General features: G+C 65.7%; 19 protein-coding genes. 13 read left to right on the top strand and 6 right to left on the bottom strand.

Annotated elements, in window-relative coordinates:
• Positions 1-29: 29 nt before the first annotated feature.
• Complete coding sequence (locus tag AC1DZT_RS22355; RefSeq protein ID WP_478008866.1) at positions 30-830, bottom strand: DeoR/GlpR family DNA-binding transcription regulator; 801 nt, start codon at positions 828-830, stop codon at positions 30-32.
• Positions 831-932: 102 nt separating this feature from the next.
• Between AC1DZT_RS22355 and AC1DZT_RS22350 the strand changes: the two genes are divergently transcribed.
• From AC1DZT_RS22350 to hisA, 6 genes are all read left to right on the top strand, one after another.
• Positions 933-3,032, top strand: a complete 2,100-nt coding sequence (locus tag AC1DZT_RS22350) for a bifunctional rhamnulose-1-phosphate aldolase/short-chain dehydrogenase (protein ID WP_478008865.1) — start codon at positions 933-935, stop codon at positions 3,030-3,032.
• 3 nt (positions 3,033-3,035) lie between these two features.
• Positions 3,036-4,316, top strand: coding sequence for an L-rhamnose catabolism isomerase (gene rhaI / locus AC1DZT_RS22345; protein WP_478008864.1), 1,281 nt, complete (start codon positions 3,036-3,038; stop codon positions 4,314-4,316).
• Between the two features lie 365 nt (positions 4,317-4,681).
• Positions 4,682-5,266: an imidazoleglycerol-phosphate dehydratase HisB gene (gene hisB / locus AC1DZT_RS22340; RefSeq protein ID WP_478008863.1), complete on the top strand. Its 585-nt coding sequence runs from the start codon at positions 4,682-4,684 to the stop codon at positions 5,264-5,266.
• Positions 5,263-5,913: an imidazole glycerol phosphate synthase subunit HisH gene (gene hisH, locus AC1DZT_RS22335; protein WP_478008862.1), complete on the top strand. Its 651-nt coding sequence runs from the start codon at positions 5,263-5,265 to the stop codon at positions 5,911-5,913. The genes hisB and hisH overlap by 4 nt, the downstream gene beginning before the upstream one ends.
• Positions 5,910-6,848 (top strand): glutaminase, encoded by a 939-nt coding sequence (locus tag AC1DZT_RS22330; protein ID WP_478008861.1) that lies wholly within the window; start codon positions 5,910-5,912, stop codon positions 6,846-6,848. The genes hisH and AC1DZT_RS22330 overlap by 4 nt, the downstream gene beginning before the upstream one ends.
• Positions 6,849-6,905: 57 nt before the next feature.
• The gene (gene hisA / locus AC1DZT_RS22325; RefSeq protein ID WP_478008860.1) at positions 6,906-7,625 is read left to right on the top strand and encodes a 1-(5-phosphoribosyl)-5-[(5-phosphoribosylamino)methylideneamino]imidazole-4-carboxamide isomerase; all 720 of its coding nucleotides are present in this window, start codon (positions 6,906-6,908) and stop codon (positions 7,623-7,625) included.
• 3 nt (positions 7,626-7,628) lie between these two features.
• Here hisA and AC1DZT_RS22320 read toward each other — a convergent pair whose 3' ends face one another.
• A complete protein-coding gene (locus AC1DZT_RS22320; protein WP_478008859.1) occupies positions 7,629-8,549 on the bottom strand; it encodes an HNH endonuclease in 921 nt (306 codons plus the stop codon).
• A 144-nt stretch (positions 8,550-8,693) separates the two neighbouring features.
• On the opposite strand from AC1DZT_RS22320, the gene hisF reads away from it, so the two are divergent.
• Complete coding sequence (gene hisF, locus AC1DZT_RS22315; protein WP_478008858.1) at positions 8,694-9,455, top strand: imidazole glycerol phosphate synthase subunit HisF; 762 nt, start codon at positions 8,694-8,696, stop codon at positions 9,453-9,455.
• The gene (locus AC1DZT_RS22310; RefSeq protein ID WP_478008857.1) at positions 9,452-9,760 is read left to right on the top strand and encodes a phosphoribosyl-ATP diphosphatase; all 309 of its coding nucleotides are present in this window, start codon (positions 9,452-9,454) and stop codon (positions 9,758-9,760) included. The genes hisF and AC1DZT_RS22310 overlap by 4 nt, the downstream gene beginning before the upstream one ends.
• 118 nt (positions 9,761-9,878) lie before the next feature.
• On the opposite strand, the gene ychF is transcribed toward AC1DZT_RS22310, so the two are convergent.
• Positions 9,879-10,976 (bottom strand): redox-regulated ATPase YchF, encoded by a 1,098-nt coding sequence (ychF, locus tag AC1DZT_RS22305; RefSeq protein WP_478008856.1) that lies wholly within the window; start codon positions 10,974-10,976, stop codon positions 9,879-9,881.
• Between the two features lie 179 nt (positions 10,977-11,155).
• Between ychF and AC1DZT_RS22300 the strand changes: the two genes are divergently transcribed.
• The 5 genes from AC1DZT_RS22300 (at position 11,156) to AC1DZT_RS22280 (ending at position 15,729) form a co-directional block, all read left to right on the top strand.
• Positions 11,156-12,115, top strand: a complete 960-nt coding sequence (locus AC1DZT_RS22300) for a glycoside hydrolase family 43 protein (RefSeq protein WP_478008855.1) — start codon at positions 11,156-11,158, stop codon at positions 12,113-12,115.
• 194 nt (positions 12,116-12,309) lie between these two features.
• Positions 12,310-13,101 (top strand): tryptophan synthase subunit alpha, encoded by a 792-nt coding sequence (gene trpA, locus AC1DZT_RS22295; protein ID WP_478008854.1) that lies wholly within the window; start codon positions 12,310-12,312, stop codon positions 13,099-13,101.
• 75 nt (positions 13,102-13,176) lie between these two features.
• Complete coding sequence (locus AC1DZT_RS22290; protein WP_478008853.1) at positions 13,177-13,755, top strand: TMEM175 family protein; 579 nt, start codon at positions 13,177-13,179, stop codon at positions 13,753-13,755.
• A gap of 4 nt (positions 13,756-13,759) precedes the next feature.
• A complete protein-coding gene (locus AC1DZT_RS22285) occupies positions 13,760-14,923 on the top strand; it encodes an alpha-hydroxy acid oxidase (protein ID WP_478008852.1) in 1,164 nt (387 codons plus the stop codon).
• On the top strand, positions 14,920-15,729 hold the full coding sequence (locus AC1DZT_RS22280) for an alpha/beta hydrolase family protein (protein WP_478008851.1): 810 nt from the start codon (positions 14,920-14,922) through the stop codon (positions 15,727-15,729). Before AC1DZT_RS22285 ends, AC1DZT_RS22280 begins: the two co-directional genes overlap by 4 nt.
• Here the strand turns inward: AC1DZT_RS22280 and AC1DZT_RS22275 are convergent.
• The 3 genes from AC1DZT_RS22275 to AC1DZT_RS22265 all read right to left on the bottom strand — a co-directional run bounded on the left by AC1DZT_RS22275 (position 15,726) and on the right by AC1DZT_RS22265 (position 19,221).
• The gene (locus tag AC1DZT_RS22275; RefSeq protein WP_478008850.1) at positions 15,726-16,904 is read right to left on the bottom strand and encodes an MFS transporter; all 1,179 of its coding nucleotides are present in this window, start codon (positions 16,902-16,904) and stop codon (positions 15,726-15,728) included. The two genes, AC1DZT_RS22280 and AC1DZT_RS22275, sit on opposite strands and share 4 nt — an antisense overlap.
• 140 nt (positions 16,905-17,044) lie before the next feature.
• Complete coding sequence (locus AC1DZT_RS22270) at positions 17,045-18,439, bottom strand: aspartate aminotransferase family protein (protein ID WP_478008849.1); 1,395 nt, start codon at positions 18,437-18,439, stop codon at positions 17,045-17,047.
• Between the two features lie 125 nt (positions 18,440-18,564).
• A complete protein-coding gene (locus tag AC1DZT_RS22265) occupies positions 18,565-19,221 on the bottom strand; it encodes a GntR family transcriptional regulator (RefSeq protein ID WP_478008848.1) in 657 nt (218 codons plus the stop codon).
• Positions 19,222-19,410: the final 189 nt, after the last annotated feature.

The raw sequence follows: 19,410 nt of genomic DNA, 5'->3' as shown, positions 1-19,410 counted from the left end.
CGTTCCTCCCTCTTGGTTTCACTTCCGGCTCATGCGGCCGAAAGGTTGGTCTCCGCTTCTCCTTCGGCGATGAGGACCTCCACCCCCAACGACCGAAGATGATCTGTCATCGCCTGTGGTGCGCCTTGATCGGTCACCACCGTCGACACACGGCTTAAGGGGCAGACAACCATGTTGCCCCGCGCCTCGAATTTCGAACTGTCCGCGATCACGACCAGCTTTTCGGCCCGGCTGAGCAGTTTTGCCTCGGCCCGCGCGATCAGGGGATCACTTTCGATCACGCCCATCGGGGTGAGCGCGTAACAGGACATGAACATCTTGCCCGCCGCAAAGTGCTGGATCGCATCCTCCTCGAAGGGCGACAGGATGATCCCCGGCTCGCGGTACAATTCGCCCCCCGGCAGCACGACCCGGTTGCCGGAATTGGCAATCAGCTCTTGTGCGATCGGGAAGGAATTGGTCAGCACCTGCATCCGGTGCTGGCGCAGGCATTGCGCCATGAACCAGGTCGTCGACCCGGCGTTGAGGATGATCGAATCGCCATCCGCACAGAGGCTGGCCGCCTTGCGCGCCACGGCGCGCTTGGCCTCGGCATTGGTGGTCTGGCTGACCCCGAAAGAGGCCGCCGTCAGGTCGCCCTGCCCCGAGACCTCTGCGGTTTCCGCCCCGCCATGGACCCGGCGCAATTGGCCGGAGTCTTCCAGCCGCGCCAGATCCCGGCGCAGCGTTGCGACAGAGGCCCCGGTGAGTGCGGCGAGATCGTTCACACGAACGATGCCGCGTTCACGCAGCCTTGTCAGGATAAGTTGCCATCTTTCACGTTCATGCATGTCGTCAAGCTAGTCAGAATCGCTCATATCCGTCAATAACCAATCGTATTGCTGCATTGCAGTAAGTTTTCTGCGCTGCAGTATGCGCTAAAATGATTGACCATGAGCGATTCTCGCCCTAGCTTCGCCGCCATGACCCAAAATCTCCTCCTCAAGTCCCTCTGGGACGATGCCATCGCCGCCCCGCTCGATGAGCCGGGCAAACTCCTGTACCGGTCGAACCTTCTGGGCTCGGACCTGAGGATCACCAATTTTGGCGGGGGCAACACCTCCGCCAAGGTCGCGGCGAAAGACCCGCTGACCGGCGCGGATGTGACCGTGCTGTGGGTCAAGGGTTCGGGCGGCGACATCGGCAGCATGAAGCTGGACGGGTTTTCGACCCTTTATATGGACAAGCTCTTCCAGCTGCGCGCCCAGTACAAAAGCCTGGATCAGGAAGACACGATGGTCGAGGCGCTTGGCCACACGATCTTCAACCTCAACCCGCGCGCGCCCTCGATCGACACCTGGCTGCATGGCTTCGTGCCGCACACCCATGTCGATCACGTCCATTCCGATGCGGTGATCGCGATTGCCGCGTCCAAGGATCAGGTCCGCCTGACGCAGGAGATTTTCGGCGACGAGATCGGCTATCTGCCCTGGCAGCGCCCCGGCATCGACCTGGGCATCAAGCTGGGCAAGATGGCGGAGGAAAACCCCAACATGGTCGGCCTCGTTCTTGGCAGCCATGGCCTCTTCACCTGGGGGCCGACGGCGAAGGACTGCTACGAACAGACCCTGCGCATCATCAACAAGGCCGCCGTCTGGCTGGACGCCAATGTGAAAAAGCCGGTCTTCGGTGGTGAAAAGACCCCGGCGCTCGCGGCTGACGCCCGCAAGGATGTGGCCCGCCGCCTGATGCCGCTGATCCGCGGAAGGATTTCCAAGGCCGAGATGAAGGCCGGTCATTTCACCGACGCGCCCGAAGTGCTGGAATTCGTCAATTCCAACGCGTTGGAGGCCTTGGCCCCCCTTGGCACTTCCTGCCCCGACCATTTCCTGCGCACCAAGATCAAGCCGCTGATCCTGCCCGCCGATGCCGATGCCGCCACCCTTGACGCGCTGATCGCCGGCTACCGCGCTGATTACGCCGCCTATTACGAACGCTGCAAGCACCCCAATTCCCCCGCGATGCGCGACCCCAATGCGGTGATCTACCTGATCCCCGGCGTCGGCATGCTGTCCTTCGCCAAGGACAAGGCCACCGCCCGCATCTCGGCCGAATTCTACGTCAACGCGATCAACGTGATGCGCGGCGCCTCCGGCGTGTCGGAATACCAGGGCCTGGACGAGCAGGAAGCCTTCAACATCGAATACTGGCTTCTGGAAGAAGCCAAGCTGCAGCGGATGCCGAAGCCGAAGGCGATGCAGGGCCGTGTCGCCTTCATCACCGGCGGCGCGGGCGGCATCGGCTCGGCCAGCGCGGAGCGGCTGTTGCGCGAGGGCTGCAACGTGGTTCTGGCCGATATCGACCAAGCGGCGCTGGATGAGGTCGTGGCCGGTTTCTCCAAACGCTATGGCCGCGACATGGTGCGCGGCGTGGTGATGAACGTCACCCAGGAAGATCAGGTCGTGGCCGCCATCGAACAGACCGTGGCAGAGTTCGGCGGGCTGGACGTGCTGGTCAACAACGCCGGCATCACCTCGGCCGCCCCGGTCGAGGACACGACTTTGGCCATGTGGAACAAGACGATGGACATTCTGGCCACCGGCTATTTCCTCGTCGGTCGCGAAGGCTACCGCGTGATGAAGGCGCAGGGCATCGGCGGTTCGATGGTTTTCATCTCGTCGAAGAACGGGGTCGCGGCCTCGCCCGGCGCCTCGGCCTATTGCACTGCCAAGGCGGCAGAGATCCACCTCGCCCGCTGCATGGCGCTGGAGGGGGCACCGATGGGCATTCGCGTCAACGTGGTGAACCCCGACGCCGTGCTGCGCGGCTCGAAGATCTGGAAGGGCGAATGGAGCCAGCAGCGCGCGGCTTCGAACAAGATCGCCGTGGGCGAGCTGGAGGAGCATTACCGCAAGCGCAGCCTCCTCCTCCGTTCGGTCTTCCCCGAGGATATCGCCGAAGGGGTCTATTTCTTCGCCTCCGACCTCTCGAACAAGAGCACCGGCAATTTCCTGAACGTCGACGCGGGCAATGCCGTGTCCTTTACGAGGTAAGCGATGACCGAGATTTCCACCGACCTGATCGGCACGCTGAACCATCAGGCCGCCGAGGCGCAGGCCGAAGACTACGCCGCCCTCGGCCGCCAGCTTTCCCGCCGCGGCCTTGATATCGAGGCCCTGACCCGGCGCGCGATCGACTGGTCGGTTGCGATCCCGACCTGGGGTGTCGGCACCGGCGGCACCCGTTTCGCCCGGTTTCCGGGCGCGGGCGAGCCGCGGAATATCCACGACAAGCTGGCCGATTGCGGCGTGATCCAGGCCCTGACCCGCGGCACCCGCACCGTCTCGCCCCATATCCCCTGGGACAAGGTGAGCGATTACAACGCCCTGCGCCAGGAGGCCGCGCAATACGGGCTTGGCTTCGATGCGATGAACTCCAACACATTTCAGGATCAGGTCGGCCAGAAGCTCAGCTACAAGTTCGGCTCGCTGGCCAATGCCAGCCCGATGACACGGGCTCAGGCCGTCGAGCATAACCTCGAATGTATCGAGATCGGCCGCGCCCTCGGCTCCACCGCGCTGACGGTCTGGATCGGCGACGGCACCAACTTCCCCGGCCAGCAGAACATGGGGAAGATGTTCGAGAACTACCTCGATGCGATGGGCAGGATCTATGCCGGCCTGCCACAGGACTGGACGCTGTACATCGAACACAAGATGTACGAGCCGGCCTTCTATTCCACGGTGATCTCCGACTGGGGCTCAAGCCTCATCGCGGCGCAGACGCTCGGCCCGCAGGCCAAATGCCTCGTCGACCTCGGCCACCACGCGCCCAACACCAATATCGAACAGATCGTGGCGCGGCTCATCCATGTGGGCAAGCTGGCTGGTTTCCATTTCAACGATTCGAAATATGGCGATGACGATCTGGACGCGGGCAGCGTCGACCCGTTCCGGCTGTTCCTCGTCTTCAACGAGCTGGTGGATGCCGAACCGAAAGGCCAGAAGCTCGCCTATATGATCGACCAGAGCCACAATGTGACCGATCCGATCGAAAGCCTGATGGCGTCCTCCATCGAGATCGCCCGCGCCTATGTCCAGGCGAGCCTCGTCGACCGCAAGGCCCTGGCCGCGGCGCAAGAGGCCAATGACGTCCTGGCCGCGCACCGCATGCTGAAGGCCGCCTACCTGACCGATGTCTCGCCGATCCTCGCCGAAGCCCGCGCCCGGCAAGGCGGCGCCCTCGACCCGATCGCCACCTACCGCGCCAGCGGCTACCGGGCGGAAAAGGCCAAGGAGCGCCCCGCCGTGCAGGGCTCTTCCTCGGGCATCGTCTAGCCACGATTTTTCTGCGAAAAATCAGCACGGTGCCCGGCCGTTTCGCCATGGAGCATGGTCTTGCACCCTCTGTCCCCATGACAAAGCTGCGCCTCCGGCGGGAGTATTTGGACAAAGAGCAAATAGGGGTCAGCACGTCCTTCAGGCGACAGTGCCTGGCACTTTCCCATTGCTCTTTGCGCAAATACTCCCGCGCGGAGCGCAGCGGAGACAAGCGGCTTGGCCGCGCAGGCGACCTCAAGGGCTTGCGGCGCAGCCGCTCCGCTGGGTTGGGGGCGGCACCCCGGCCGGGAAACCTGCCGATTCCGGGCCTTTCCCCGCGCCGTCCCAGCCCCTATAAGGCCGGGGCAGCGATGGAGGCCCCGATGCGTGACGCCCAGATTTCCCGCAAGACCGCCGAGACAGAGATCACCGTCTCGGTCAATCTCGATGGCAGCGGTGCGGCGCAGATCTCCACCGGGGTGGGTTTCTTCGACCATATGCTGGACCAGCTGGCCCGCCATTCGCTGATCGACATCACGGTCTCGGCCAAGGGCGATCTGCATATCGACGACCACCACACGGTCGAGGATGTCGGCATCGCGCTCGGTCAGGCTCTGGCCCGAGCCGTTGGCGACAAGAAGGGCATCCGCCGCTATGGTCATTTCGCGCTGGCGATGGACGATGCCCAGATCGAATGCGCGCTGGATCTTTCGGCGCGGCCTTACCTGATCTGCAACCTCGATTTCCCGACCCAGAAGATCGGCACCTTCGACACCGAACTCGTGCGCGAGTTCTTTCAGGCGCTCGCCACCCATGGCGGCATCACGCTCCACATCGACAAGCGCCACGGTTTCAACAGCCACCACATCGCCGAGGCCGCCTTCAAGGCCCTCGCCAAGAGCCTGCGCATGGCCGTCGAGAAGGACCCGCGCAACGATGCCCTGCCCTCGACCAAGGGCGCGCTATGAGCCTCACGGTCCTCGTCGATTACGACAGCGGCAACCTGCATTCGGCGCAGAAGGCCTTCGAGCGGATGGCGGCGGAGGGGGACGGCGGGCAGATCCTCGTCTCCTCCCGGCCCGAGGATGTCGCCCGCGCCGACCGCATCGTGCTGCCCGGCGATGGCGCCTTTCCCGCCTGCCGTCGCGCGCTTGGCAGCTATGGCGGGCTCTTCGAGGCCATCGAGGAGGCCGTCACCCAAAAGGCCCGTCCCTTCCTTGGTATCTGCGTCGGCATGCAGATGCTGGCCACCTGGGGTCGCGAATATGCCGATACCGCGGGCTTTGGCTGGATCCCGGGTGAGGTGGTGCGGATCACCCCTGCCGATCCGGCGCTGAAAGTGCCGCACATGGGCTGGAACGACCTGATCCTCGATCCCGGCGCCAGCGCCCATCCGGTTCTGGACGGCATCGCCTCGGGCGATCACGCCTATTTCGTCCATTCCTACCACTTCCGTGTCAGTGACCCGGCCCAGCGTCTGGCCCATGTCGATTATGCCGGAGATGTCACCGCCATCGTCGGGCGCGACACGATCATCGGCACCCAGTTCCACCCCGAGAAAAGCCAGAAGGCTGGCCTGCGCCTGATCGGCAATTTCCTGTCCTGGAAGCCATGACGGAGGCGGGTCCGGACTTCCCCGCCCTTCTGGCGGAGATCGCCTCCCGCATCGCGGAGGAGACCGACCGCGGCCAGCCCGCCTCCTATATCCCGCAGCTTGCCCGCATCGACCCCGGCCAGTTCGGCATGTCGGTGGCCCTCGCTGACGGCCGCCAGTTCAGTGTCGGCGATGCCGCGGTGGGCTTTTCGATCCAGAGCATCTCGAAGGTCTTCACCCTCGCCATCGCGCTTGGCCGCACCGGCGACCAGCTTTGGACAAGGGTGGGGCGCGAGCCCTCCGGCCTCGCCTTCAACTCGATCCTGCAGCTCGAACATGACAATGGCCGGCCCCGCAACCCTTTCATCAACGCCGGGGCCATCGTGGTGACCGACGCCATCCTCGCCGGCCACAAACCGCGCGAGGTCTTGGGCGACCTCCTCCGCTTCATCCGCGATGCCGCCGATGACCCCGACATCCATATCGACGATGCCGTGGCGCGGTCCGAGGCCGCCACCGGCCACCGCAACTTTGCGCTGGCCCATTTCATGAAGGCCTGCGGCAACCTGATCCATGCGCCCGAGCTGACGCTCGGCACCTATTTCCACCAATGCGCCATCGAGATGAGCTGCGACCAGCTGGCCCGCGCCGGACGGTTCCTCATGTCCGCCCCCGGCATGCCGCATCTCGTCTCGCTAGACCGGGTGCGCCGGATCAACGCGCTGATGATGACCTGCGGCCATTACGACGCCTCTGGCGAGTTCGCCTATCGCGTCGGTCTGCCCGGCAAGAGCGGGGTCGGCGGCGGCATCCTCGCCATCGCGCCGGGTCGCGCCTCGATCGCCGTCTGGTCGCCGGGCCTGAGCGCGCAGGGCAATTCCAAACTCGGCGCCAAGGCGATCGAGATGCTGGTGCGCCGCCTCGGCTGGTCGGTCTTTGGCGAGGCCCGGGCCTGAGCCACTTGCCCTGCCGCCGCCTTGCGCCTAAACCCCGCCCAAAGCCGGAGGAAGCCCATGATCCTGTACCCCGCCATCGACCTCAAGGACGGCCAATGCGTCCGCCTGCTGCGCGGCGAGATGTCCGCCGCCACCGTCTTCGGCGATGACCCGGCAGCGCAGGCCGGCAATTTCGTCGCCGCCGGCTGTGAATGGCTGCACCTCGTGGATCTCAACGGTGCCTTCGCCGGCGCCCCGGTCAATGGCGCGGCGGTCGAGGCGATCCTGGCGGCGGTCAATGTCCCCTGCCAGCTCGGCGGCGGCATCCGCGACATGGCCACCATCGAGATGTGGCTGAAGAAGGGCCTCGCCCGCGTGATCCTCGGCACGGTCGCCGTCGAGAACCCCGATCTGGTGCGCCAGGCGGCCAAGGCCTTCCCCGGCCAGGTCGCCGTCGGCATCGACGCCCGCAAGGGCTTTGTCGCCACCAAGGGCTGGGCGACCGAGACCACGATCCAGGCCACCGACCTCGCCCGCAGCTTCGAGGATGCCGGGGTGGCCGCCCTCATCTACACCGACATCGACCGCGACGGCGCGATGGGCGGCCCGAACATCGCGGCGACCGAGGCCCTCTCCCGCGCCGTCACCATCCCGGTGATCGCCTCAGGCGGTGTTTCGACCCTCGACGACCTCCTGGCACTGCGCGACACCGGCACGATCGCCGGGGCAATTTCGGGACGGGCGCTTTATGACGGGGCGATTGATTTGCGCGCGGCTTTGGCGGTGCTGGCCGGCTGAGGTTCAGCCCCAGGGGGCCGGGTCATCACTCATGATCTGGCCGAAGATGTTTTCCCGGTGCCATTTCAGGTTCTCGGGATGCGGCCAGTCCCGCTCATCGCGGGGCAGCGACAACTTGCCCTGCGGCAGGATCAGCCGGTCCACCACTTCCGACGGCACCTTGTTGCGCGAAACCAGGATCGTGTAATCCTCGGCGACCGAAATCAGGCCCCGGTCGAACATCCAGTGCAGGGTGCCTGACAGCGCCAGACCATTGCGGACCGAGTCGCTGCCCTTCCGTTCCACCGGGCGGATATGGGCGGCCTGCACCTCCGGCCGCCCGCCGCCATTCCGCAGACGCAGGCCGGAGATCGCGCAGCGGTAGTCATAGGCAAGCCTGACCTTGCGGCGAAAGGCGACATCCCGGTAGGGACGGCTGAGCAGGCGCTCGATCACAGGCCGCTCGAAGGGCATCACAGGTTCATCAAGCTGAGCGCCCGGCCTGTCGTAACGTCTGGCCTCCTGCGCCTCCAGATCCTGCGGCAGACCGCGCGCGACGATTGCGGCAAAGTCCCGATCCGGCAGGCGCCGCACGGCCAATTGCTGGGCGCCCCCGGACTTCGGGCTGCCATCCTCGGCCGCGAGGGCAGTCTCCAGCGGGCGCCCGTCAATGAGGCGCGGCACCTCCCTATCGAAGGGCAGAAAGCTGCCCGGCGCGATCCGTGCCAGAAACCGGCCCTCGGCGCCCGGCTTGGGCTCGACCCGGTCGATCCGGGCCACCGCGAAATATCCGCGCGGCCCGGCCTTGACCGGCTCGTAATAGATCGCCCAATCTCCCACCCCCTCCTGCACCGCCTTGAGGTAGGATCTCGGGAAATCGTAAACAACATCAGGCTCGTCGTCGTAGATCGAGTCCGCCTTGTGCAAGAGAATGAGCTTGACCATGCCGCCAGGAAACCCGACTGCCCTGAATTGGCAAGGGCTTTTGACGGATCGCTGCTTCATTCAGACCCAAATATCCCGGGGGACGGCGCAGCCGGGGGGCAGCGCCCCCTTCCCCCCGCCCTCCACCCGCGCTACACCCGAGCCATGCTGAAAACCCGCCTCATCCCCTGTCTCGATGTCGCCGATGGCCGCGTGGTCAAGGGCGTCAACTTCGTCAACCTGATCGACGCCGGCGACCCGGTGGAGGCGGCGCGCGCCTATGATGCGGCGGGGGCGGATGAGCTGTGTTTCCTCGACATCCACGCCACCCATGAAAACCGTGGCACGATGTTCGACCTCGTGACCCGCACGGCCGAGCAGTGCTTCATGCCGCTGACAGTCGGTGGCGGGGTCAGGACGCATCATGATGTGCGGGCGCTGCTGCTGGCCGGGGCCGACAAGGTCAGCTTCAACTCCGCCGCCGTGGCCGATCCCGATGTGGTGGCCGAGGCCGCCGACCGCTTCGGCAGCCAGTGCATCGTGGTGGCGATCGACGCCAAGACCGTCGCCCCGGGCAAGTGGGAGATCTTCACCCATGGCGGCCGCAAGGCCACCGGCATCGACGCCGTGGACTTCGCCCGCACCGTCGCCGCCAAGGGCGCGGGAGAGATCCTGCTGACCTCGATGGACCGCGACGGCACCAAGGGCGGCTACAACCTGCCCCTAACCCGCGCGATTTCCGATGCGGTCGGCATTCCGGTCATCGCCTCGGGCGGGGTCGGCACGCTGGACCACTTGGTCGAGGGCGTGACGCAAGGCGGCGCCTCGGCGGTGCTGGCGGCCTCGATCTTCCACTTCGGCACCTTCAGCATTGGCGAGGCCAAGGCCCACATGGCCGCCGCCGGCATCCCGATGAGGCTGACATGAGCGCGCTCGGCCGGCTTGCCGCCACGATCGAGGCCCGCAAGGGCGCCGATCCGGAAACCTCCTGGACCGCGAAACTCTTCGCCAAGGGGCCGGAGAAATGCGCTGAGAAATTCGGCGAAGAGGCGGTGGAGGCGATCATCGAAGCCGTCAAGGGCGACCGCGCCAAGCTGACGGCAGAGGCGGCGGATGTGCTTTACCACCTTCTGGTGATGCTGGCCGCCCGCGATGTGAGCCTTGCCGATGTCGAGGCGGAACTTGCCCGCCGCGAGGGCACCTCGGGCATCGCCGAGAAAGCCGCGCGCTGAGGGAAGATGGGCAGATTGCCCATCCTACCAACCGGCCGTATCGCAGGCCCCCTGTCACAAGCGCCCACGGGAGGCGGTAGGATGGGCAATCTGCCCATCTTCACGAAGTTTCAGCCGCTCAGGCGTTGAACAGGAAGTGCAGCACGTCGCCGTCCTGGACCTCGTAGGTCTTGCCCTCGACGCGGAACTTGCCCGCTTCCTTGGCGCCGGCCTCGCCCTTGCCGGCGACATAATCGGCATAGGCCACGGTTTCGGACCGGATGAAGCCCTTCTCGAAATCGCCATGGATCACGCCTGCCGCCTGCGGCGCCAGCGTGCCCTTCAGGATCGTCCAGGCGCGGGCCTCTTTCGGGCCGACGGTGAAATAGGTCTGCAGACCCAGGAGCTCGTAGCCGGCGCGGATCAGGCGGTCGAGCCCGGCCTCGTGCAGCCCCATCTCTTCGAGGAACATCGCGGCCTCCTCGGGCGGAAGCTGGCTGATCTCCTCCTCGATCCGGGCCGAGATCACGACCGAACCCGCGCCCTGCGCCTTGGCCATCTCGGCCACACGGGCCGACTGGCTGTTGCCGGTGGCGGCGCAGGCCTCTTCGACATTGCAGACATACAGCACGGGCTTGGCGGTCAAAAGCTGCAAGAGCCGCCAGGCGCGCTGGTCGTCGGCATCGACCTTGACGGTGCGCGCCGGACGGCCCGCCTCGAGCGCCACCTGGGCCAGGGCCAGCAGACGGTCCTGGTCGGCCAGTTCCTTGTCGCCGCCCTTCAGCTTGCGGGCCAGACCCGCACGGCGCCGCTCGATCGATTCCATGTCGGCCAGCATCAGCTCGGTCTCGATCGTCTCGGCATCGGCCACCGGATCGATTCGGCCTTCGACATGGGTGATGTCGCCATCTTCAAAGCAGCGCAGCACATGGGCCACGGCATCGCATTCGCGGATATTGGCCAGGAACTGGTTGCCCAGGCCCTCGCCCTTCGAGGCGCCCCGCACGAGGCCTGCGATATCGACGAAGGTCATCCGGGTCGGAATGATCTGTTTGGAGCCGGCAATCGCGGCCAAAGTGTCGAGCCGCGCGTCCGGCACCGCCACTTCGCCGACATTCGGCTCGATCGTGCAAAAGGGGAAGTTGGCGGCCTGCGCGGCAGCAGTCCGGGTCAACGCATTGAAAAGGGTGGACTTCCCGACATTCGGCAAACCCACGATACCCATTTTGAAACCCATGACACCCTCCGGATCTGACGTCCTGCGGCATAGGAGCAGCGCGGCTTGGGGTCAAGGCCTGCAAAACCACCGCGCAAGGGGGCTTTTCGGCTTTTGTTTACCGCCTCGCAACCCTTTGACTTGCAGGATGGCCCGGACCGGACGACGCTGTGCCCAAAGTGTCTTAACCAGGAGTTTTCATGTCAATCCGCCGCATCATGGCCATGGTCCTTGTGCTGGTGCTGGGCCTGCCCAGCCTCGCCTCGGCCTATGAAAACCCGATCATGACCGACATCAACGACCCCGATGTCGCGCAGATGGACGGGGTCTACCACCTGACCTATCCCAAGGGGCATGGCGACGGCGGGCAATATCTTTACAGCACCTCGCGCGATCTGCTGCACTGGTCCGATCCGGTGCCGATCCTGAAACAGGACAAGGGCACGGCGCTCTGGCAGGGCAGCTTCTTTCGCGACACGGACGGGCAGCTGTACCTTTACTACACCACGGTCAAGAAAGGCCCGCAAAAGGCCGTCCATGTCGCCAAGGCGGCGGATTTCACCGGGCCCTTCACCGATCTGGGCGTCGTGGCGCCCGACAGCATCGATCCTTTCCCGATGCGCGACGCCAATGGCACGCTTTGGCTCTACTACAAGAACGACCTGAAGGGGCAGAAGGGCATCTGGGTGCAGAAGATGTCGGACCCGGCCACGCCGGTCGCAGGCTCCGCCAAGGAAATCCTGCATCCTGAGGCCAATACCTTCGAGGACAGCGGCTACCAATCGGTCGAAGGGCCGACCGTGATCCAGCGGGCCGGGCTTTATTTCCTGATCTACACCGGCGGGCCTTTCGGCGCCAAAAGCTATGCCGTGGGCTATGCCGTGTCGAAATCGCCCGACGGACCCTTCACGCGGGGCAAGAACAACCCGATCCTGGCCAATTCGCGCAGCCCTTCGGTCTATTCGCCCGGGGTGCCGACGGTGGTGGTCGATGGCGCGGGCAAAAGCTGGCTGGTCTATCGCCAGCGCGAGACGGCCAAGAACCGCAGCCCGCGTGAGCTGACCCTCGACCGCCTGGACGATTCCAAGGCGGCGGAGGGTATCCTGAGTGCGACGGCCACCAATGGCGTGGTCGAACCCGACCCCGTCCCCCTGCCCTGAGCGCGCCCGCGCAAGGGACCGGGACGCGCTTTTGCCCGGGGTTCACGCCCCCGGGCCCTGAAAGCCTGACCGAAGCACGCGGCAAGGCAGGATCCAAAGCAATGGGCAGGGCGGGCAATTCCGTCCTGCCCATTGCTTTTCCCCGCGCCCCCGTGCAAATCCGTTCAGGAATTTCCCTTGCAGAGATCGCTGACATGACCCGAATCGATGACACTTTCGCCCGGCTCAAAGCTGAAGGCCGCAAGGCTTTCGTGTCTTACATCATGGCGGGTGATCCCGATGTGGAACGGTCTCTGGCCGTGATGCGCGGTCTGCCGGGTGCGGGCGTCGACATCATCGAACTGGGCCTGCCCTTCACCGACCCGATGGCCGATGGCCCGACGGTGCAGCTCGCCGGTCAGCGCGCGCTCGAAGGCGGCATGACGGTGGACAAGACCCTGCAGATGATCCGCGATTTCCGCGCCGGCAACCAGACCACGCCGATCGTGCTGATGGGCTATTACAACCCGATCTATTCGCGCGGCGTCGACCGCTTTCTGGCCGAGGCGAAGGAGGTCGGCATCGACGGGCTGATCGTCGTCGACCTGCCGCCGGAAGAGGATGACGAGCTTTGCATCCCCGCCCAGAAGGCCGGGCTGAACTTCATCCGCCTCGCCACGCCGACCACCGATGACAAGCGCCTGCCCAAGGTGCTGCAGAACACCTCCGGCTTCGTCTATTATGTCTCGATCACCGGGATCACCGGCGCCGCCGCCGCCCAGGCCCGCGATGTCGGCCCCGAGGTCGCAAGGATCAAGGCCAAGACCGACCTGCCCGTCATCGTGGGCTTTGGCATCAACACCGCCGAGACCGCCCGCGACATCGCGGCCGTGGCGGATGGCTGCGTCGTCGGCTCCGCCATCGTCAAGGAGATCAGCACCGGCCGCCCGGTCGCCGAGATTCTGGACTTTGTCGCGACCCTCGCCGCCGGCGCGCACAGCTCCTGACATAGGGCCCGTCGCGGCCCCTTGCATCGGCAGCCACCGGCGTTCTACCCTTCGGCGAACAACCAGAGGGCGGGCATGACCAAGGGGCGGATCGAGGCGTTTTCAGACGGGGTGATTGCGATCATCATCACCATCATGGTGCTGGAGCTGCATGCCCCGCATGGCCATGAATGGGTTGATTTCAAGCCGCTGGTGCCGATCTTCCTGTGCTATGTCCTGTCCTTCGCCAATGTGGGCATCTACTGGAACAACCACCACCACATGTTCCAGGCGGTGCGCCATGTCGGCGGCTGGGTGCTCTGGGCCAATCTGCATCTGCTGTTCTGGCTCTCGCTGATGCCCTTCGTCACCAGCCTGATCGGCGAGAACGAATTCGCCGGGGTCACGGTCTTCCTTTACACCGCCGATCTGCTGATGTGCGGCTTTGCCTATTTCCTGCTGGTTCGCGCGCTGGAAAGCCAGCACGGGCGCGACAGCCAGTTTTCCAAAAGCCACGGCAGCAACCGCAAGGAGGTCATCTCGATCCTGGCCTATCTGGGTGCGCTGGTGCTGTCCTTCCTCATGCCGATCGTGTCGATGCTGCTGGTCGCCTTCGTGGCTGCACTCTGGATCGTGCCCGACCGCCGTTTCGTCCGCGCCGCCGGACAGGAGTAAGCCCATGCCGCCCATCACCTGCATCGAGGATCTGCGCCAGATGCACCGGCGCCGCGTGCCGAAGATGTTCTGGGATTACTGCGAAAGCGGGTCATACACCGAACAGACCTTCGGCGAGAACTCCAGCGATTTCAGCAAGATCCGCCTGCGCCAGCGCGTGGCGCGCGATCTGACCGGGCGCAGCACCGAAACCACGATGATGGGCCGCAAGGTCGCGATGCCGGTGGCTTTGTCGCCAGTCGGCTCCTGCGGGATGCAGGCCGCCGATGGCGAGATCAAGGCCGCCCGCGCCGCCGAGGCTTTCGGCGTGCCCTTCACCCTCTCGACCTTTTCGATCTGCTCGATCGAGGATATCGCGGCCCATACCACGACCCCCTTCTGGTTCCAGCTTTACGTCATGCAGGACGAGGATTTCGTCGATGGCCTGATCGAGCGCGCCCGCAGGGCGAACTGCGAGGCCTTGGTGCTGACGTTGGACCTGCAGATCCTCGGCCAGCGCCACAAGGACATCAAGAACGGGTTGACCGCGCCGCCGAAGATGACGCCGCGCAACATCCTCGACATGGCGCTGCATCCGGGCTGGTCGCTCGGCATGGCGATGACGAAGCGGCGGACCTTCCGCAACGTGGTGGGCCATGCCAAGGGCGTGGTGAGCCTGAGCGACCTCAACACCTGGTCCAACGCCAATTACGACCCGCATCTGGACTGGGGCAAGGTGCGGAAACTGCGTGACAAATGGGGCGGCAAGCTGATCCTGAAGGGGATTCTGGATGCCGAGGATGCAAGGCTGGCGCTCGACAGCGGCGCCGATGCGATCCTCGTGTCGAACCACGGCGGCCGGCAGCTGGACGGCGCCCTTTCCACCATCCGCAGCTTGCCGGAGGTGGTGCGCGCCGTGGGTGACCAGATGGAGGTTTACCTCGACGGCGGCATCCGATCCGGTCAGGATGTGCTGAAGGCGCTGGCCATGGGGGCGAAATCCACCTTCATCGGGCGCAGCTTCCTTTACGGCCTCGGCGCCATGGGTCAGGCCGGCGTCACCAAGGCGCTGGAGGTGATCCACAAGGAAATGGACATCACCATGGCGCTCTGCGGCGTGCAGAAGGCGCGGGAGTTCGGGCGAGAGCATGTGCTGGTCCCCGAAGGATTTGAAGGACGCTGGGAATGATCGAAACTCTGTTGCACTTCACCGTAAACGGTCAGCAGGTCATCGGCACGCTCTGCCTGCCCTCGGGCGCGCCTGCGCCGGTGGTCCTGATGCTGCATGGCTTCACCGGCACCCGCGACGAGATGCCGGTGACCGGCACCGGCGAGGGCGTCTTCTCGCGCTCGGCCCGGCGGATGGCGCAGCAGGGGCTGGCCTCGCTGCGCATCGACTTTCGCGGCAGCGGGCAAAGCGAGGGCGACTTTGCCGACACGACCTATGAGGGCCAGATCGCCGATGCGCTGATGGCCTTGCAGGTGCTGCAGGCCGAACCCCGGGTGCAGGGCGACCGGATCGCCGTGCTGGGGTGGAGCCAGGGCGGCCTTGTCGCCTCGGCCGTGGCGGGGCGCACCAATCTGCCGATGGCGGTGGCGCTCTGGGCGGCGCTGGCCGATCCGATGGAAAGCCTGAGCGCGCTTCTGGGCGCGGAGACGGTGGCAAAGGGGCTGACGGCGGGCGACACGGCGGTGCCGATCAAGATGATCTGGGGCGAGATCGCGCTGAAACAGGGCTATTTCGAAGGGATGCGCGACTTCGACCCGCCGGCCGAGATCGCGGCCTACCACGGCCCCCTCTTCGTGGCGCATGGCACCAGGGATGTCGATGTGCTGCCCCATGCCGCCGACAAGTTCCTTGACGCGCATGACGGCCCGCAAGAGGCGTTCCTCGCCGAGATGGACCATTCCTTCAACGCGACCATCGGCCCGCAGATGCTGGACGCGCTGCTCGACCGGACGGTGGCCTTCTACCGGCAGGTCGGGCTGGTCTAATCGCGCCCCGTCGCGGCCTTGCCCAGCCGCACGAGGATCGGCGCCAGCAGCCAGACGAAGGCGAGCATCAGGGCGGCAAAGACAAAGGCCGCGCGCAGGCCGAAGGTGCCGGCGACCAGGCCCAGGCTCGGCGGGCCGACGAAATAGCCGGCATAGCCCAGCATCGTCGCCCGGGCCACGGCGCGGGCGCGGTCCCTGGGCCGGGCCGAGGCGCCGACCATGGTGAAGGCCGTGGGCGAGATCACCGAAGCCCCCATCCCCATCACGATGAAACCCGCATAGGCCAGCGCCGGGCTGGTGGCCGCCGCCACCGCCACCGCCCCGGTCGCAGCAATCGCCGATCCGGTCAGCAGCAGGCGCTGGGGCGTGAACCGCTCCGACAGCCCATGCCCCAGAAGCCGCGCCAGCCCCATCGTCATCGCCAGCACCGCCGGCCCCGCCGAACCCAGCGCGGGCGAGCCGTGCAGCGTCTTCTCGATATGCAGCGCCGACCAGCTTTCGGCGGCATTCTCCGACATGAAGGCGATCAGCACGATGCCGCCGCCGATCAGCGGGATCAGGCCAAGCCCCGGCCCCGTCTCGCCCTTCGGACGGCTGAGGCCGCTGATCCTTCCATCGGCCTCCAGCGTCAGCAGCGCGGCCAGCGCCACCGTCAGCGCCACCACGCTCAGCACCACCGAAGGCGGCGCCCCGAGCGAGCGCAGCGCCCCGGTCCCCAGCGCGCCAAATGCATAGCCGAAGGAATAGGCGGCATGGCAGAGGTTCATCAGCGGCCTGCCTTTGGCCTCCATCGCGGCGACGCGGGCGTTCATCAGCACATCCAGCGCCCCGGTCGCCGCCCCGCAGCCCAGCATGGCGAGGGGGAAGAGGTACCAGACCGAGACCTGCCCCGTGACCGCATAGGCCAGCGCCATGGCCAGCGTGGTGCCCGGCAGGGCAAAGCGGCCCAGCGCCGCGCCGATCCGCCCCGCCGCCAGCATGGCGAGCATGGCGGAGATCGGCGTCATCAGCAAAAGAAGCCCCAACTGGCTTTCATCGACCCCCAGCAAGGCCTTGATATCCGGCAGATCCGCCGCAAAGCAGCCCCAGATCAACCCCATGCCGAAGAAGGCCGCCAAGGCGGGTCGGGCCAGCACAAGGCTCGAGGTCGTCGGGGGAGCTTCGGTTCTGATCATGGACCTGCCCTATACGATCGCGGCCGTCCCCGCCCATCCGGGGCCGACTTCGCACATTCTGTCTGCGGCAGGGCCCTGACCTCTGCGCAGCAAAAAGGGGCCCCGCGAGGCCCCTTTCCATCGCGGTGTCGCAGCTCAGGTCAGGCCGCTTTCAACAGCCCATCGGCCTTCAGCCCGGCATAGCACTCGTCCAGCGACTTCCAGGCGCGGGAGATCAGGATGTCGATCTCTTCCGGCGTGATGATCAGCGGCGGCGAGATGATCATCCGGTCGCCGACATGGCGCATGATCAGGTCATTGGCAAAGCAGCGCTCGCGGCAGCGGTAGCCGACGGTGCCCTGCTCGCCCGCGAACTTGGCGCGGGTCGCCTTGTCCGGCGTCAGCGCGATGGAGCCCATGAGGCCGACGAGCTTGGCTTCGCCCACCAGCGGATGCTCGGTCAAACCGGCCCATTTCTGCGCCAGGTAGGGATTGGCCACGTCGCGGACATGTTCGACGATATGTTCTTCCTGCATGATGCGCAGGTTCTCCAACGCCACGGCGGCGGCGACCGGGTGGCCGGAATAGGTATAGCCGTGGTTGAAGTCGCCCGAGGACCCCATGACCTCGGCCACCTCGTCACAGACGATCGAGCCGCCGATCGGCTGGTAGCCCGAGGACAGGCCCTTGGCGATGGTCATGATATGCGGCTTGATCCCGAAGGTCTGGCTGCCGAACCAGTTGCCGGTGCGGCCAAAGCCGGTAATGACCTCGTCGGCGATCAGGAGGATGCCGTATTTGTCGCAGATGCGCTGGATCTCGGGCCAGTAGGTCGAGGGCGGGATGATCACGCCGCCGGCACCCTGCACCGGCTCGCCGATGAAGGCCGCGACGTTTTCGACGCCGAGGTTCAGGATCATCTTTTCCAGTTCCTGCGCCCGCATCAGGCCGAAGGCCTCCGGCGTCATGTCACCGCCCTGCGCCCACCAGTTCGGCTCGCCGATATGGACGATGCCGGCGATCTTGCCGCCATGGGCATGGATGCCCGACATGCCGCCGAGCGAGCCGCCGCCCATGGTCGAACCGTGGTAGCCATTGGTCCGCGCGATGATGATGCGCTTTTCCGGCTGGCCCTTGATGTCCCAATAGCGGCGCACCATCCGGATGTTGGTGTCATTGGCTTCCGAACCGGAGCCGGCAAAGAAGGTGTGGTTCATCCCCTCGGGCGCGAGCTCCGCCAGCTTGGCGGCCAGCGCGATGGCCGGCACATGCGAGGTCTGGAAGAAGGTGTTGTAATAGGCCAGCTGGTCCATCTGCGCCTTGGCGACATCGCCAAGCTCGGTGCGGCCATAGCCGATGTTGACGCACCACAGGCCCGCCATGCCGTCGATGATCTTGTGCCCTTCCGAGTCGGTCAGCCAGACGCCCTTGCCCTTGGTCATGATCCGGGCGCCCTTCTTGGCCAGCGCCGAATTGTCGGTGAAAGGGTGCATGTGGTGGGCCGCGTCCAGCGCCTGAAGCTCGGCTGTCGGCATGTGGTTGGTGATCTTGTTCATCGTGGCCCCCTATCTCTTGGGTAAACTGTGTCAGGCGAATCCGCCGCCCTTTCCCGGAGTTTATGATCAAATCCGGGGGCGATCAAGAAATTTGATCAAATTTTCCGCCCGGGACCGGGTGCGAGTCAGATTTCGCCGCGTTCCAGGGCAGAACGCACCTGATCGACGCCCTGGGCGATGTCGGAATAGAGCGATTTCGCCAGCGCCGCCGCATCGCCGCGCTTCATCGCCTCCACCGCCTCTTCATGGCGGTCCGGCAGGGTCGAGGCCGCGCCCTTGGCAATCACGATCCGCAGGGAGGGCCCGAAGCGGAGCCAGAGCGAGCGCGCCATGTCGACCAGGACCGGCGCCTCCGAGGCCTCGTAAAGGGCGAAGTGGAAGGCGTGGTTGCTGGCCAGATAGGCGGTGATGTCGCCCTCGCGGATCGCCGCGTCGACGGTGCTGTCGATCTCCTCCAGCCGGGCGATCAGGGCGGGGGTCAGATGGACCGCCGCCAGTTCCGCCAGTTTCGGCTCGATGGTCATGCGGGCAAAGGCGATCTGGTCCAGAAGCCCCGGGGTCAGCCGTGGCACGGTCACGCGGCGGTTGCCCTGCGGCAGCAGCGCGCCCTCGGCTGCCAGCCGGCGGATCGCCTCGCGCACCGGGGTCATGCCCGCGCCCAGATCGTTGATCAGACCCTGGATGGTCACCGGCGCCCCCGGCTCCAGCAGGCCAAACAGGATCATGTCCCTCAGCCGGGCATAGGTGACTTCATGGGTCGGGATCTTGCGCGTGTCGTCCATCAGCCATCCTGGTTTGATCAAACGCCGTTATGACCGCTTTTTCCCCGCAATCAAGCTTGTATTTCCGGCCGGACCCCGCCTCCCCCGCCTTCCCCCTTCATCCAGACAAAAATATCCCGCCGGGGTTCCCCAAGGGCGCGCGCAGCGCCCTTGGGCGCGGGGGGTTCGGGGGGGCGCGCAGCCCCCCCC

This window comes from Rhodobacter sp. P1_C2 (assembly GCF_056406375.1).
Note: the sequence above shows the minus strand (reverse complement) of the source record. Positions and strands in the feature narration are given on the sequence as shown.

Bases quoted from the DNA above. Each gene is read 5' to 3' on its own strand.
- AC1DZT_RS22320 (WP_478008859.1), bottom strand. From the start codon at position 8,549: ATGGTCAAGCTCATTCTCTTGCACAAGGCGGACTCGATCTACGACGAC.
- hisH (WP_478008862.1), top strand. From the start codon at position 5,263: ATGAGCCTCACGGTCCTCGTCGATTACGACAGCGGCAACCTGCATTCG.
- hisF (WP_478008858.1), top strand. From the start codon at position 8,694: ATGCTGAAAACCCGCCTCATCCCCTGTCTCGATGTCGCCGATGGCCGC.
- AC1DZT_RS22265 (WP_478008848.1), bottom strand. From the start codon at position 19,221: ATGGACGACACGCGCAAGATCCCGACCCATGAAGTCACCTATGCCCGG.
- ychF (WP_478008856.1), bottom strand. From the start codon at position 10,976: ATGGGTTTCAAAATGGGTATCGTGGGTTTGCCGAATGTCGGGAAGTCC.
- AC1DZT_RS22330 (WP_478008861.1), top strand. From the start codon at position 5,910: ATGACGGAGGCGGGTCCGGACTTCCCCGCCCTTCTGGCGGAGATCGCC.
- AC1DZT_RS22270 (WP_478008849.1), bottom strand. From the start codon at position 18,439: ATGAACAAGATCACCAACCACATGCCGACAGCCGAGCTTCAGGCGCTG.
- AC1DZT_RS22285 (WP_478008852.1), top strand. From the start codon at position 13,760: ATGCCGCCCATCACCTGCATCGAGGATCTGCGCCAGATGCACCGGCGC.
- hisA (WP_478008860.1), top strand. From the start codon at position 6,906: ATGATCCTGTACCCCGCCATCGACCTCAAGGACGGCCAATGCGTCCGC.
- AC1DZT_RS22300 (WP_478008855.1), top strand. From the start codon at position 11,156: ATGTCAATCCGCCGCATCATGGCCATGGTCCTTGTGCTGGTGCTGGGC.
- hisB (WP_478008863.1), top strand. From the start codon at position 4,682: ATGCGTGACGCCCAGATTTCCCGCAAGACCGCCGAGACAGAGATCACC.
- AC1DZT_RS22355 (WP_478008866.1), bottom strand. From the start codon at position 830: ATGCATGAACGTGAAAGATGGCAACTTATCCTGACAAGGCTGCGTGAA.
- rhaI (WP_478008864.1), top strand. From the start codon at position 3,036: ATGACCGAGATTTCCACCGACCTGATCGGCACGCTGAACCATCAGGCC.
- AC1DZT_RS22290 (WP_478008853.1), top strand. From the start codon at position 13,177: ATGACCAAGGGGCGGATCGAGGCGTTTTCAGACGGGGTGATTGCGATC.
- AC1DZT_RS22350 (WP_478008865.1), top strand. From the start codon at position 933: ATGAGCGATTCTCGCCCTAGCTTCGCCGCCATGACCCAAAATCTCCTC.
- AC1DZT_RS22310 (WP_478008857.1), top strand. From the start codon at position 9,452: ATGAGCGCGCTCGGCCGGCTTGCCGCCACGATCGAGGCCCGCAAGGGC.
- AC1DZT_RS22280 (WP_478008851.1), top strand. From the start codon at position 14,920: ATGATCGAAACTCTGTTGCACTTCACCGTAAACGGTCAGCAGGTCATC.
- trpA (WP_478008854.1), top strand. From the start codon at position 12,310: ATGACCCGAATCGATGACACTTTCGCCCGGCTCAAAGCTGAAGGCCGC.
- AC1DZT_RS22275 (WP_478008850.1), bottom strand. From the start codon at position 16,904: ATGATCAGAACCGAAGCTCCCCCGACGACCTCGAGCCTTGTGCTGGCC.